The organism is Streptomyces sp. SAI-127 (assembly GCF_029894425.1).
Taxonomy (GTDB): Bacteria; Actinomycetota; Actinomycetes; order Streptomycetales; family Streptomycetaceae; genus Streptomyces.
This window is the reverse complement of record NZ_JARXYJ010000001.1, coordinates 4,455,424-4,467,999: the sequence shown is the minus strand read 5'-3', so window position 1 is coordinate 4,467,999 and position 12,576 is coordinate 4,455,424. Positions and strand designations below refer to the sequence as shown.

14 protein-coding genes and 3 tRNA genes are annotated in these 12,576 nt (G+C 70.7%); 12 read left to right on the top strand and 5 right to left on the bottom strand.

From position 1 onward, the window contains the following. Positions 1 to 4: 4 nt before the first annotated feature. Entirely contained in the window at positions 5 to 1,165 is a 1,161-nt protein-coding gene (locus M2157_RS20280; protein WP_280865879.1) for a barstar family protein, read from the top strand. An 85-nt stretch (positions 1,166 to 1,250) separates the two neighbouring features. Further along, positions 1,251 to 1,820 carry an SMI1/KNR4 family protein gene (locus M2157_RS20275; protein WP_280863126.1) on the top strand — a complete coding sequence of 190 codons (570 nt, stop codon included), beginning with the start codon at positions 1,251 to 1,253 and terminating at the stop codon, positions 1,818 to 1,820. Between the two features lie 30 nt (positions 1,821 to 1,850). Here the strand turns inward: M2157_RS20275 and M2157_RS20270 are convergent, their stop codons facing one another. After that, the gene (locus M2157_RS20270; protein ID WP_280865878.1) at positions 1,851 to 3,095 is read right to left on the bottom strand and encodes an APC family permease; all 1,245 of its coding nucleotides are present in this window, start codon (positions 3,093 to 3,095) and stop codon (positions 1,851 to 1,853) included. A gap of 211 nt (positions 3,096 to 3,306) precedes the next feature. Here M2157_RS20270 and M2157_RS20265 point away from each other — a divergent pair, with 211 nt between their 5' ends. Beyond that, positions 3,307 to 3,573 (top strand): GlsB/YeaQ/YmgE family stress response membrane protein, encoded by a 267-nt coding sequence (locus M2157_RS20265; RefSeq protein WP_057607941.1) that lies wholly within the window; start codon positions 3,307 to 3,309, stop codon positions 3,571 to 3,573. Between the two features lie 82 nt (positions 3,574 to 3,655). On the opposite strand, the gene M2157_RS20260 is transcribed toward M2157_RS20265, so the two are convergent. Beyond that, positions 3,656 to 4,144 (bottom strand): YajQ family cyclic di-GMP-binding protein, encoded by a 489-nt coding sequence (locus tag M2157_RS20260; protein WP_280863124.1) that lies wholly within the window; start codon positions 4,142 to 4,144, stop codon positions 3,656 to 3,658. A 236-nt stretch (positions 4,145 to 4,380) separates the two neighbouring features. Between M2157_RS20260 and M2157_RS20255 the strand changes: the two genes are divergently transcribed. Both M2157_RS20255 and M2157_RS20250 read left to right on the top strand, forming a co-directional pair. After that, a tRNA-Tyr gene (locus tag M2157_RS20255) sits at positions 4,381 to 4,462 on the top strand. 563 nt (positions 4,463 to 5,025) lie between these two features. Further along, entirely contained in the window at positions 5,026 to 5,238 is a 213-nt protein-coding gene (locus M2157_RS20250; RefSeq protein WP_280863123.1) for a hypothetical protein, read from the top strand. A gap of 45 nt (positions 5,239 to 5,283) precedes the next feature. On the opposite strand, the gene M2157_RS20245 is transcribed toward M2157_RS20250, so the two are convergent. The 3 genes from M2157_RS20245 to M2157_RS20235 form a co-directional block, all read right to left on the bottom strand. Continuing rightward, complete coding sequence (locus tag M2157_RS20245) at positions 5,284 to 5,670, bottom strand: nuclear transport factor 2 family protein (protein WP_280865877.1); 387 nt, start codon at positions 5,668 to 5,670, stop codon at positions 5,284 to 5,286. A 17-nt stretch (positions 5,671 to 5,687) separates the two neighbouring features. After that, positions 5,688 to 6,344 (bottom strand): NAD(P)H-binding protein, encoded by a 657-nt coding sequence (locus tag M2157_RS20240; protein WP_280863831.1) that lies wholly within the window; start codon positions 6,342 to 6,344, stop codon positions 5,688 to 5,690. 219 nt (positions 6,345 to 6,563) lie between these two features. Then, on the bottom strand, positions 6,564 to 7,838 hold the full coding sequence (locus M2157_RS20235) for an amidohydrolase family protein (protein WP_280865876.1): 1,275 nt from the start codon (positions 7,836 to 7,838) through the stop codon (positions 6,564 to 6,566). Between the two features lie 263 nt (positions 7,839 to 8,101). Here M2157_RS20235 and M2157_RS20230 point away from each other — a divergent pair. The 7 genes from M2157_RS20230 to M2157_RS20200 all read left to right on the top strand — a co-directional run bounded on the left by M2157_RS20230 (position 8,102) and on the right by M2157_RS20200 (position 11,830). Beyond that, positions 8,102 to 8,174, top strand: a tRNA-Thr gene (locus tag M2157_RS20230). A gap of 46 nt (positions 8,175 to 8,220) precedes the next feature. Continuing rightward, positions 8,221 to 8,293: transfer RNA gene (locus tag M2157_RS20225), tRNA-Met, on the top strand. 90 nt (positions 8,294 to 8,383) lie between these two features. Beyond that, a complete protein-coding gene (gene rpmG / locus M2157_RS20220; protein WP_018834916.1) occupies positions 8,384 to 8,548 on the top strand; it encodes a 50S ribosomal protein L33 in 165 nt (54 codons plus the stop codon). A 102-nt stretch (positions 8,549 to 8,650) separates the two neighbouring features. Then, the gene (locus M2157_RS20215) at positions 8,651 to 9,103 is read left to right on the top strand and encodes a MaoC family dehydratase N-terminal domain-containing protein (protein WP_057607938.1); all 453 of its coding nucleotides are present in this window, start codon (positions 8,651 to 8,653) and stop codon (positions 9,101 to 9,103) included. Positions 9,104 to 9,111: 8 nt separating this feature from the next. Continuing rightward, positions 9,112 to 9,540, top strand: a complete 429-nt coding sequence (locus M2157_RS20210) for a MaoC family dehydratase (protein WP_280868249.1) — start codon at positions 9,112 to 9,114, stop codon at positions 9,538 to 9,540. Positions 9,541 to 9,724: 184 nt separating this feature from the next. Next, positions 9,725 to 10,294, top strand: a complete 570-nt coding sequence (locus tag M2157_RS20205; RefSeq protein ID WP_280865875.1) for a TetR/AcrR family transcriptional regulator — start codon at positions 9,725 to 9,727, stop codon at positions 10,292 to 10,294. Between the two features lie 87 nt (positions 10,295 to 10,381). Then, entirely contained in the window at positions 10,382 to 11,830 is a 1,449-nt protein-coding gene (locus tag M2157_RS20200) for an MFS transporter (protein ID WP_280865874.1), read from the top strand. Positions 11,831 to 12,576: the final 746 nt, after the last annotated feature.

The window sequence follows — 12,576 nt, the reverse complement described above, 5'->3', positions numbered from 1 at the left end:
GGGAGTGGGGGCGCCGAAGTACGTCCTGCTGTCGTACGACCGGGAAGCCGAGTTCGAGGGCGAGGAGGGCTACGAGGAGACATGGGCGTTGTGCGAGGACGCCGCGGATCTCTTCGCCGACCCGCCTCCTCCCCTCCGGGGCGTCTACGAACTTCTCGGCTGCGCTCCCGAGGGCCGGTTGAGCGAAGCCCTCACACGCGCGCGTGCCGAGGGATCGGCGCCTCTCGGGTCTCTCACCCTGGAGATCCTCGACAAGACCGGCGCGGCAGTCGGTGAGTGGCATCTGGAAGAGGCGCACCTCATCGGCGACCGCCCCTGTGCCCGCGACCTGACACTGCGGGACGTCACGATCGAGGGAACGGAACCCGACCACAACCCCTACGACTGTCCGCGGCGCCCGCCGCTGTCCCCGGGCTACCGCCTGCTGGGTGCCCACGGTGAACCGCACGGCACCTGCCGCGACCTGGCGTGCGTGCGCGAGGTCCCGGAGGAAACCATGGAACCCCCACTGCGCCTGCTGGGCTGCTCTCCACAGGGCGCCCTGCGGACCGCGCTGGACGCGGGGGAGGAGGACCTCGGTCATGCCAAGGTCCTGCGCATCGACACCTCCGGTCGGCCCCTGCAGTCCGCTGCCGAGGGTGAGCTGCGGGCCTGGATCCCGTCGGCGCGCGGTCCCGGTCTGGTGGACCTCACCCTGGACCTGTGGTCGGAGCGGCCGCCCTTCGCGGCCGGCGAGGTGTGGGAACTGTGGACCGAGGGACGCCCGACGGATTCCAACCGCTGGGCGCGATGCGACAACGAGGGACGGCAGTTCTGGCTTCGCACGGCGCTCGACAACCATGTGCACGGCGGCCAGGACCGGCCGCCCGGCACGACGTACCACCTCGACGGCCGCCACATCACCGACCTGCCCGGCTTCTTCTGCGCCCTGGGCGAGGCGGTGAACGGCCCCGGCGGCTACTTCGGCTGGGGCCTGGACGCCCTGGACGACTGTCTGATGGGCCGCTGGGGCGCCACCCCGCCCCTCAGCCTGGTCTGGCACGATTCCGAAGTCGCCCGCAGATCTCTTGACGTCATCTCGCAGGTCCTCCACGGGCCGCCGGCCTTCGAGGAACTGCTCGCCTTTCTCGCCCAGGGCGATCGCGTCGACGTCCACCTCGCCTGAGCCGAGGTTCACCCGAGGTTTTCCACAACCCGGAGGTTGTCCACAGGTCTGCCCGGTTGTCAGTGCCGCCCTGCATCATGAATGCATGACCGAGAGCGAGCAGTTGCTGGCACGGGTGGCGGACAAGGCCCGCAACACCCGGCCGTGGGGCTGGGCTTCCCTCCCCGAGCCGGTGGAAGCGGACACCCTGACCCGCGCCGAGGCAGCGCTGGGCTTCCACCTGCCCCCGCTGCTCGCCGACCTCTACCTGCGTATAGGGGACGGCGGATTCGGCCCGGAGTACGGCCTGCTGCCCCTGCTCGACAGCCCTCCCTCCGGCGAGCCCGCGGCCGTCGTGCAATACCTGGCCAACCGCAAGAGCAGCCGTAAGGACCCCGACTGGCCCTGGCCCGAGGGCGTCCTGCCGATATCCCACTGGGGCTGTGCGATGTACGCGTGCGTGGACTGCCACAGCCCGGAAGCCCCCGTTCTCCTCTTCGAGCCGAACGCCGGTGACTGCGACCACTCCTGGTTCGTGGACGCCCCCACCCTCACGGACTGGCTGCAAACCTGGGTCGACGGCACGGGCTGGTACGAGGAGATGAACGAGGAGTTGGAGATGACTCCCTGGGCACAGTTCCGGATACGCACGGCACCGCCGGCCCACGCGTCCTGACGCTCCCTTGAGCGGTACGCGGCCGCCGACCTACCGCCCCGCCCACCGCTTCCGTACGCCATACGCGCCCGCCCCGACTGCCAGCACCCCCGCGCCCGCGACCACCGAAACCGCAGGCAGCGCGAACGCCAGCACCCCACACCCGAGCAGCCCCACCGCAGGTACCAGCCGGGCCGCCGGAGCCGAACCGAGTGTCCACGCCGACGCGTTGGCCACCGCGTAGTACGCGAGCACACCGAAGGAGGAGAAACCGATCGCGCCCCGCACGTCGACCGTGGCGGCGAGGATCGCGACCACCGCGCCCACGGCCAGCTCGGCCCGGTGCGGCACCTGGAAGCGAGGGTGGACGGCCGACAGCGCGCCCGGCAGATGCCGGTCCCGGGCCATGGCCAACGTCGTTCGTGAGACGCCGAGAATCAGGGCGAGCAGCGAACCCAGCGCGGCCACGACGGCACCCACCCGCACCACCGGCACGAGCCCCGACACCCCGGCCGCTCGCACCGCCTCGGCCAGCGGCGCGTCGGCACGGCCCAGAGCAGCAGCGCCCAGTACGGAAAGGACAGCCACCGCCACACCCGCGTACACCGCCAGCGTGATGCCCAGGGCCAGGGGGATCGCACGGGGGATGGTGCGCGCGGGATCCCGTACCTCCTCACCGAGGGTCGCGATGCGCGCGTACCCCGCGAACGCGAAGAACAGCAGACCGGCCGCCTGCAGCACCCCGCTCACGCCGCCGGAGACCCCAGCGTCCAGCCGCCCGGCCTCCGAGGCCCCGGACCCAAGACACACGACCACCACGGAAGCGAGGACAGCGAGGACCACCGCCACGATCGCCCGGGTCAGCCAGGCGGACTTCTGGATCCCGCCGTAGTTCACCGCGGTCAGCGCCACCACGGCAGCCACGGCCACGGCATGGGCCTGCTCCGGCCAGACGTACGCACCCACCGTCAGCGCCATCGCCGCACAGGAGGCCGTCTTTCCGACCACGAACGACCAGCCCGCGAGATAACCCCAGAACGGCCCGAGCCGCTCCCGCCCGTACACATAGGTGCCGCCCGAGGCCGGGTACAGGGCGGCCAGCCGTGCCGAGGACGTGGCGTTGCAGTAGGCGACCACGGCGGCGACCGCGAGCCCGAGCAGCAGCCCGGACCCGGCGGCACGCGCCGCGGGGCCGAGGGCGGCGAAGATCCCGGCACCGATCATCGAGCCGAGACCGATGACCACGGCGTCGCCTGTGCCCAGCGTGCGCCGCAGTTCGGCACCGGAATCTGTCATGCGCCGCACCCTACTGATCTCTGCAACCGCGAGGTGCAGTACGGACGTCCTCTTCATCAACGGGACACGAACACCCGCACGAAGAGCACCGCACGCGCGTCGCACGAGCACGTCGTCCAACCCAAGCGCTCCAGCACACGCACAGTCGACCGGGACGTAGATCACAGACCACGGACAGTGCGGGCACAGCGCGGAAGGGCAGGTTCAGGGCATGAGCATCATCGGCTGGATCATCCTGGGGCTGTTGGCCGGAGCCATCGCCAAGTTCCTGTTGCCGGGCCGGGACCCGGGTGGCTTCATCGGGACGACCCTCATCGGCATCGCGGGCGCGTTCATCGGCGGCTGGATATCGGCCCGTTGGCTGGACCACCCGGTCACCAAGAGCTTCTACGACGGGACCACCTGGGCCGCCGCGATCGGCGGCTCCCTCGTGCTGCTGATCGCCTACCGTCTCCTCTTCGGCAACTCGCGCGACTGACCCCCGAACCGCAGCCAGCAGGCGAGAAGGGTGGGCACCGGCCAGGTGCCCACCCTTCCTCGTATTTCGCTGTATCAGCGCCTCACCGGTAGTTCACGAACTGGAGCGCGAAGTCGAAGTCCTTGCCCTTCAGCAGGGCGATGATGGACTGCAGGTCGTCACGGCTCTTCGAGCTGACCCGCAGCTCGTCACCCTGGACCTGGGCCTTCACGCCCTTCGGACCCTCGTCACGGATGATCTTCGCGACCTTCTTCGCGTTCTCCTGGGAGATGCCCTCCTCGATCGACGCGAAGATCTTGTACTCCTTGCCGGAGAGCTGCGGCTCACCCGCGTCGAGCGCCTTCAGGGAGATCCCACGCTTGATCAGCTTGGACTGGAAGACGTCGAGGACGGCATTGACCCGGTCCTCGGAGTTCGCCTCCATCAGGATCTTGTCGCCGGACCACGAGATCGAGGCACCCACGCCTTTGAAGTCGTAGCGCTGGGAGATCTCCTTGGCGGCCTGGTTGAGGGCGTTGTCGACCTCCTGCCGCTCGACCTTCGAGACGATGTCGAAACTGGAGTCGGCCATGTCCTGTGGCTCCTTGTATCGGGGTGCGTGTCGGCGTGCGTACGGATGCGTATCGGCGTACGTGGGGGCGGGCGCCGAGCCCGGCGTGGACCCGGGCCGCATCCGCCCAAGCCTAGTCACCACATGCCCTCCGGGCGCAGATCAATCGGGTGGCGAAGCACCCCTCGGCATCGGGTATTGTTTACGTCGTTGCCACGGAGCACCGCCGAAAGACGGTTCGAAGGGCAGCAAACCCCGGCGGTGTGCCCGAGCGGCCAAAGGGAGCAGACTGTAAATCTGCCGGCTCAGCCTTCCCAGGTTCGAATCCTGGCGCCGCCACGCTGAGAGAGACCCCCTCCGAACTGCGGAAACGCAGAGTGGAGGGGGTCTCTTCGTGTTTCGGGATGTTCAGGCGCTCCATCACGCGGCCGGGCCGGATGATGTGTCTCACCGGCGGGCCGGTGGAGTCAGGACACGCGTCCGTGTTCCTCGCGCAGCGCTGGGCGCAGGCCGTGATCAGACCCATGATGCCCAGGCTGTAGGGCACCCTCCGGCCCGTGCGTTCAAGCTGCTGTCAGTCGGTCGTCGACCAGCCGTCGCATGAACGCCCACCTCGCGATGCCGGATCCTGCGGTTGAGCTCGGCGAGGCCGCGGAGGTCGGTCCTGCCGCACGGCTTGCCACGACGTTTCTCGGCCAGGGCCGTGATGGTGATGGCGGCGTACAACAGGCTGCGCGGCGGAGCGATTACCAGACGCGAGGCGTCCCGTGCCCTCAGGCGCGCCCCCTCCCGCCCCCGGACGCCGCCCGCCCTTGAGCTCCGCCGCCCTTCCCGCGCGCCCCGCCAGGCCCAGCTGCCCGCTCGGGACGCACAAACGTCGCCCGTCCGGGCACACTGACTGCATGTCCAGTCGTCGCAGGCTCTGCCCCGAATGCCGTCGCGAGATCGCCGTCGTCGCCGGCCGCTTCGCCCGGCATGACCCGCCCGGAGCACGCGCGAGAGGTCAGCTGGTCTCCTGCCCGGGCTCCCGCAAGCAGGCGGAACTCGGAGCGGCCCAGCCGTCGTTGGACGGGTACGCACTGCCCCTCGTCCCCGGACAGCTGCCACTGTTCTGAGCGTCCGGCTGCCCTACGACCCGTCAGAGCCCACCGCGCCGGATTTCAGCCGCCGTACGACCCCGACTCAGACCCCTCCCGCACATCCATCCGAACCACGAGCCCGTCCTCAGCGAACCGGTACACGTGCTCGACCGTCTCCCCGGCCCACCCCTCGCCCGACGCGTCGCGCACCCCGAGCCGTACGGTCAGCACCACCGCCCCGGCGAGCTCGTCCGACCTCAGCCCCTCCAGCCGTACGAGGGGATGCCCCGCCGCGAACTGCCGTGCCCAGTAAGCCCGTACCGCTTCACGTCCGTGCAGGCGGCCGCCGTCCAGCATGTTCGGCCAGTCCACGTCCGGGGCGAGACAGTGCGGTACGAAGGCGTCCCGCTCGTCCGTCGCGAAGACCTCGTACATCCGCCGCAGCAACGCCTCTTGCGCGGCGGGCACCCCCTCGGCGGCCATCCTCAGTTGCCCGCCACCGACTTCACCGCGACCGAGACCGGCGTGGAACCGCTGATCAGCTCCAGTGTCAGCCCTGCCGTCGCCGGCGTGTCCAGCAACTCCGCCAGTACGGCGGCCACGTCGTCGCGCGGAATCGGACCGCGGCCGGTGTGCGCCTCCAGACGTACGAGACCGTTGCCCGCGTCGTCCGTGAGCGCGCCGGGACGCAGAACCGTCCAGTCCAGGGCGTCCAAGCCGCTCACATGGGCGTCGGCTTCGCCCTTGGCGCGCAGGTACACATCGAAGATCTCGTCACCCTCGTGCCGTGCGTCCGCGCCCATGGACGACACGATCACGAAGCGTCGTACGCCCGCCCGGACCGCCGCGTCCGCGAACAGCACCGCCGCGGCCTTGTCCACCGTGTCCTTGCGGGCCGCGCCGCTTCCCGGACCCGCGCCCGCCGCGAAGACCGCCGCGTCCGCGCCCCGCAGAAGGGCGGTGACCTCCTCGACCGAGGCCGACTCCAGGTCCAGCACGACCGGTTCGGCACCGACCTCCCGCAGGTCGTCGCCCTGTTCGGCACGACGGATGATCCCCGCTACCTCGTCCCCGCGCGCGGCGAGCAGTCGCTCCAGCCGCAGCGCGATCTGACCATGACCACCAGCGATGACAATGCGCATGTCTTCGACCGTACGCCCGTCCAGGCGCATCTGCCGCGTGGGTCCGGCGCCCCCAAGGGGCGCAGGGTGAGGTCGAGGAGCGGCAGCGGGTCCGTCGTGGCTGGTCGCACGTTCCCCACGCCGCCTGCGTCCCCAAGGTGTTGCAGGCAGCGCGCGCCACAACGCACCCCCGCCACCCCCACCGAACCCTCAGCGACACCGCAGGAACCCACACTCGCCCTACGACACACCTCCCCGCCCCTGCCGAGGCAGCCCCGACTCCGCGGCCGCCGCCGAGGAGTTGCAGTACTCCCGTACCGCGCTCGTCCGTGCCACCACGCGCCCCCGGTGCACCACGATCCGGCTGTACGCCAGGGAGAGCGCGCCGGCGAGGCGGTCGCCGCGTACCGCGAGCAACTCGGCCGGGAAGCCCGCCTCCACGCGGACCTCGGGCAACCCGAGCACGGTCCGCGCCGACGTGCTCACCGCGTCGTAGGCGTCGTCCGGTCGCAGCCCGTACCGGGAGGCGAGCAGGTACGCGGCCTCCAGGGGGTCGCCGCGGCCCACCGGGTTGCAGGCGTCCCGCAGTGCGCCGCTGCCGGCGGCCACCCGGACCCCGGCCGCGCGCAGCAGCCGTACCGGAGCCGTGCCCCGCCGGTCGACGCCCGCGCAGCCGCCCTGCGGCAGGCACACCACGGAGACTCCGGCCGCCCCGAGCTGGTCGGCGGTGCGGGAGACCACCTCGGAGGGGAGGCGGTCGAGGCCCGCGCAGGGGCCGAGGGTGACGCCCGGCCGCAGCCCGCCGGCCATGGCGGCGAGCCGGGCGAGCCGGGCCGGATCGGTGGCGTCCGTGTGCAGGTCGACGGGGCAGCCGTGCTCCGAGGCGACCTCCAGGACCGCCTCCGCGTAACCCGTCGGATCGGGGTCGAGATCCGGACAGCCGCCGACCACCGAGGCACCCATCTTCAGCGCGTCCCGCAACAGGGCGAGCCCCTCTGCCCCGGCCACCCCGGTCAACACCCGGGGCATCGCCACGGCCGTCAACTCGGTGAGCCCGTGCAGCGACCGCCGCGCCTGCAGTACGGCGGCCAGCGCGCCCAGTCCCTGGACGTCCCCCACGCGCACATGTGCCCTGAGCGCGGTCGCCCCGTGCCCGAGCTGGAGCAGGGCGGCCTCCGTGGCCCGGCGCTGGATGTCGTGGGGGTCGTGTGAGACCGGCCCCTCGGCGTCGGCCGACAGCGCGGTGTCGCCGTGGGCGTGCGGCTCGGCCGGGGCCGGCAGGAGCAGATAGCCGCTGAGGTCCACCCGCGCACCGCACGCGCGCGTGCCGCCCACGGTCAGACTGCCGGCCGTACCGACCGCCTCGATGCGCCCGCCGCCCAGCCGTACGTCCACGGTCCTGCCGTCGGTGAGCCGCGCTCCGCACAACAGGAGACCGGCCCCCTCGGACCGGCCCGACGACGAGGCGCCCGACGAGGACGAGGAGTGGGGCGGCTGCGGCTGGCTGTCGGGCATCGCGCTCCAGGGGCTCGGGATTACGCAAGCTCAGGACTGCGCGAACCCGGGCTGCGCAAGGGGACGCAAGATCACGCAGAGTGAGTCGAGCCTAGGGTGGCGGCGCTCCTATGACGGGGAGGAGCGCAATAGTCGTACCGGTGTGGTCCGCCGTACCGGAGAGGCAGTTGAGGCCTCCGGGAACCCCGTGGATCAAGGCGTCCAGGGCACCGCGAAACGGATTTGGGCGAACGGCGGCGGAGCGTGTAATGTCTTCATCGCTCGCCCCAATAGCTCAGTCGGTAGAGCGTCTCCATGGTAAGGAGAAGGTCTACGGTTCGATTCCGTATTGGGGCTCTGGTGTGAGAGGTTCCCGCCGCGAGGCGGGAACCGATCGCATCACAGCGGTGTAGCTCAGTCGGTAGAGCAAGCGGCTCATAATCGCTGTGTCACCGGTTCAAGTCCGGTCACCGCTACTGACAGTAGCCGATTGCGGGGTCGGTCCTTCGATCGGCTACTCTTCTATGCGTTGAACCCGTCCTATCCGTTCGTCAAGGAGCACTCACGTGGCTGCCACCGACGTCCGCCCGAAGATCACGCTGGCCTGCGTGGAGTGCAAGGAGCGGAACTACATCACCAAGAAGAACCGGCGTAACAACCCGGATCGAATGGAGATGAAGAAGCACTGCCCGCGTTGCAACGCGCACACCGCGCACCGCGAAACGCGATAAATCAGGCTCGTACGCGAGGCCGTCCCCGAGAGATCGGGGGCGGCCTCGCGTCGTTGAAGGACCCGATACCGGTCAGTAGAGCAACCAGGAGGTGCCGAGCCCATGGCGCTCGACCAGTCCTTCGTGGGGCGGACCTACCCGCCCACCGACCCCTATGAGGTGGGCCGGGAGAAGATCCGCGAGTTCGCCGAGGCAGTCGGGGACTCCAACCCCGCGTACACGGACCCGGAGGCCGCCAAGGCGCTCGGCCACCCGGACGTCGTCGCCCCGCCGACCTTCGTGTTCTCGATCACCTTCAAGGCCGCGGGACAGGTAGTGCAGGACCCGCAGCTCGGCCTGGACTACAGCCGCGTGGTGCACGGCGACCAGAAGTTCGCCTACGTCCGCCCCGTGCGCGCCGGTGACCGTCTGACCGTCACCTCCACCATCGAGGCGATCAGGTCCATGGCCGGCAACGACATCCTGGACATCCGCGGCGAGGTCCACGACGAGGCCGGCGAGCACGTCGTGACCGCCTGGACCAAGCTCGTCGCACGCGCGGCCGAGGAGGCGTGAGGAAGAAGATGACGGCGAAGATCGCATACACCGACGTCGAGGTCGGCACCGAACTGCCGGCCCAGACCTTCACCGTGACCCGCGCCACCCTCGTCCAGTACGCGGGCGCCTCCGGGGACTTCAACCCCATCCACTGGAACGAGAAGTTCGCCAAGGAGGTCGGGCTGCCGGACGTCATCGCGCACGGCATGTTCACCATGGCCGAGGCGATCCGCGTGGTGACGGACTGGGTCGGCGACCCGGCGGCCGTCGCCGAGTACGGCGTCCGCTTCACCAAGCCCGTCGTCGTGCCCAACGACGACCAGGGCGCCACGATCGAGGTCAGTGCCAAGGTCGCCGCCAAGCTCGACGACAACACGGTCCGCGTGGACCTCACGGCGACCAGCGCGGGGCAGAAGGTGCTGGGGATGTCGCGGGCGGTCGTACGACTGGCCTGAGGGGCGGATACGGCTGCTGATGTAAGGGGTGCTCTCCATGGTGGGGCGCCCCTTACGGTGTTGTGGCCCCCTGCCTGCGACAACGCTCGGTGGTGGTGGGACGTTCCGACGGGAGCCGGCGAGGGCCGGCGGTAGGCGGACCCGGCGTCTTGCCAAGTTAGTGATTGAGTACTAACTTAGGTGCATGGCCAGGATGAGTGCAGAAGAGCGGCGCGAGAGCGTCATCCGTGCGGCGACGGCCGAGTTCGCCCGCGGTGGCTACCACGGCACATCGACCGAGGCGATCGCCAAGCGGGTCGGGGTGTCGCAGCCGTATCTCTTCCGGCTCTTCCCCGGCAAGAAGGCGATCTTCCTGGCGGCGGCCGAGCGCTGCGTGGAGGACACCATCCGCACCTTCGGGGAAGCCTCGAAGGGGCTGGAGGGCGAGGAGGCCCTGCATGCCATGGCGGACGCGTACACCCGGGTCATCGCGGAGCGGCCCGAGTGGCTGATGATGCAGATGCAGATGTACGTCGCGGTGGGGGCCGCCGAGCAGGACGGTGACACCGAGTTCGGAGAGGCGGTGCGGGCCGGCTGGATGAGGCTGTGGGACACCGTCCACCTGCCGCTCGGCGCCGACCCCAACGAGACGACGACCTTCCTGGCGTACGGGATGCTCATCAACTGCCTGACGGCGATGGGCTTTCCGCCCGGGCACCGGGTCTGGGAGGGCATGTACCCGTCGGCGCGGATCAAGGGTCGACTGGAGCACTGAGCACAACGAGGCGTCATGGGCGCCTTTTCATGATCGAGAAACTTAGTAATCACTAACTAATTACCGATCACACCCGCTGGGGGAGCGATGTCACAGCAAAAGCAAGCCACACCGACCGCAGGCCGCGGGGGAGCCGTCTGGGCCCTCGTCATCACCAGTGTCGCCGGATTCATGGCGGCCCTCGACAACCTCGTCGTCACCACCGCCCTGCCCTCCATCCGCGAGGACCTCGGCGGGGGGCTGCACGACCTGGAGTGGACGGTGAGCGCGTACACGCTCACCTTCGCCGTCCTGCTCATGACCGGCGCGGCGCTCGGGGACCGCTTCGGCCGGCGACGCCTCTTCCTGACCGGCCTCACGATCTTCACCGGCGCGTCGGCCGCCGCGGCACTGGCCCCCGGCATCGACTCCCTCATCGCCGCCCGCGCCGTCCAGGGCGTAGGAGCGGCGATCATGATGCCCCTCACGCTCACCCTCCTCACGGCGGCCGTGCCCGCCGCCAAGCGCGGGATGGCGTACGGCATCTGGGGCGCCGTCAACGGACTCGCGGTGGCCTCCGGGCCACTGATCGGCGGCAGCCTCACCGAGCACATCTCCTGGCAGTGGATCTTCTGGTTGAACGTCCCGCTAGGCGTCGCCCTGCTGCCCCTCGCCCGCCTGCGCCTCGCCGAGTCCCACGGCACCGGCGCGCGCCTCGACATCCCCGGCACACTGCTCGCCAGCGGCGGTCTCTTCGGCATCGTGTACGGCCTGGTCCGCGGCCCGTCCGACGGCTGGACCGACACCGTGGTCCTGATGGCCCTGTTCGCCGGGGCCGCGCTGCTCGCCGCGTTCGTCCTCTACAGCACACGGGCCAAGAACCCCATGCTCCCCATGCGGCTGTTCCGCTCCCGGGCCTTCTCCGGGATCAACGCGGCCAGCCTGCTGATGTTCCTCGGGATGTTCGGCTCGATCTTCCTGCTCAGCCAGTACATGCAGGGCGTGCTCGGCTACTCGCCCACCGAGGCGGGGCTGCGGATGCTCCCCTGGACCGGCATGCCGATGCTCGTCGCGCCGATCGCCGGGATCCTCTCCGACCGCATCGGGGGCCGGCCGGTCGTGGCCACGGGCCTCTTCTTCCAGGCGGCGGGGCTCGCGTACATGGCGTCCGTGGTCACGGTCGACGCGTCCTACTCCGCGCAGCTCCCCGGGCTCATCCTCAGCGGCATCGGCATGGCGCTGTTCTTCGCCCCCGCGTCCAACCTGGTCATGTCGAGTGTCCGGTCCGAGGAGCAGGGGATCGCTTCCGGGGCCAACAATGCGCTGCGTGAGGTGGGTGGAGCGCTGGGGATCGCGGTCATGGCGTCGATCTTCTCCTCACAGGGCGGATACGAGAGCGGGCAGTCCTTCGTGGACGGCCTGCGGCCGGCCCTGGTCACGGGCGCGGCGGTGGTGGCGGTCGCCGGGGTCGCGGCTCTGCTGATCCCTTCGGGGAAGAGGGGCACGGTGGTGACGTCCTCCGAGCGGGCGCGGTCACTGGAGACGGTGACCGGCTGACAATCGCGTGCGCTGGGCTTGGGCGGGGCGCCTATGAGGGTGCCTCGCCCGGTCCTTGTGCGGCTTCGGGTGAGTGGGGGCTGGTCGCGCAGTTCCCCGCGCCCCTGGGGAGTTGCAGTCACCGGCGCCACGACGGACCGATCCCCACCTCGCCCACCACGGGAGCTTGGGCCGGGCGCCTACGGGGGTGCCGGGTGGGGTTGTTTGCGCGTCTGCAGGCCGGTGGGGGCTGGTCGCGCAGTTCCCCGCGCCCCTGGGGAGTGCAGTCACCCGCACCACGACGGACCGATCCCCACCTCGCGCACCACGACGGACCGATCCCACCTCGCGCACCACGGCGGGCCGGTAGCCGCACCGCGCGCCACGATGGGCCGTTGGCCGCGTACGGCGGCAAGGGGACGGGGTGGGGGGTGTCCGCCCGCAGCGGCCGGCGTCCGTTACCGAGCCCTGTTCAAGGGACCGAGCCGCCGGACCGAGGACGGATACCCCCCACCCCGGCCCCGACCCACCCACCGGACCGCAGGCGCTACGCCCGCCCCCACCGAAGCCGAAACGGGCCGCCGCAGGCATCCAGGGGCGCGGGGAACTGCGCACAACGCCCGCCCCCACCGAACCCGCAGCCACCCGCCCCCACCGAACCCGCAGCCACCCGCCCCCACCGAACCCGCAGCCACCCGCCCCCACCGGCCCGCAGCCACCCACCCCCACCGGCCCGCAGCCACCCACCCCCACCGGCCCGCAGCCAC

Bases quoted from the DNA above. Each gene is read 5' to 3' on its own strand.
- M2157_RS20240 (WP_280863831.1), bottom strand. From the start codon at position 6,344: ATGCGCATTGTCATCGCTGGTGGTCATGGTCAGATCGCGCTGCGGCTG.
- M2157_RS20260 (WP_280863124.1), bottom strand. From the start codon at position 4,144: ATGGCCGACTCCAGTTTCGACATCGTCTCGAAGGTCGAGCGGCAGGAG.
- M2157_RS20270 (WP_280865878.1), bottom strand. From the start codon at position 3,095: ATGACAGATTCCGGTGCCGAACTGCGGCGCACGCTGGGCACAGGCGAC.
- M2157_RS20200 (WP_280865874.1), top strand. From the start codon at position 10,382: ATGTCACAGCAAAAGCAAGCCACACCGACCGCAGGCCGCGGGGGAGCC.
- M2157_RS20265 (WP_057607941.1), top strand. From the start codon at position 3,307: ATGAGCATCATCGGCTGGATCATCCTGGGGCTGTTGGCCGGAGCCATC.
- M2157_RS20275 (WP_280863126.1), top strand. From the start codon at position 1,251: ATGACCGAGAGCGAGCAGTTGCTGGCACGGGTGGCGGACAAGGCCCGC.
- M2157_RS20250 (WP_280863123.1), top strand. From the start codon at position 5,026: ATGTCCAGTCGTCGCAGGCTCTGCCCCGAATGCCGTCGCGAGATCGCC.
- M2157_RS20215 (WP_057607938.1), top strand. From the start codon at position 8,651: ATGGCGCTCGACCAGTCCTTCGTGGGGCGGACCTACCCGCCCACCGAC.
- M2157_RS20235 (WP_280865876.1), bottom strand. From the start codon at position 7,838: ATGCCCGACAGCCAGCCGCAGCCGCCCCACTCCTCGTCCTCGTCGGGC.
- M2157_RS20210 (WP_280868249.1), top strand. From the start codon at position 9,112: ATGACGGCGAAGATCGCATACACCGACGTCGAGGTCGGCACCGAACTG.
- M2157_RS20205 (WP_280865875.1), top strand. From the start codon at position 9,725: ATGGCCAGGATGAGTGCAGAAGAGCGGCGCGAGAGCGTCATCCGTGCG.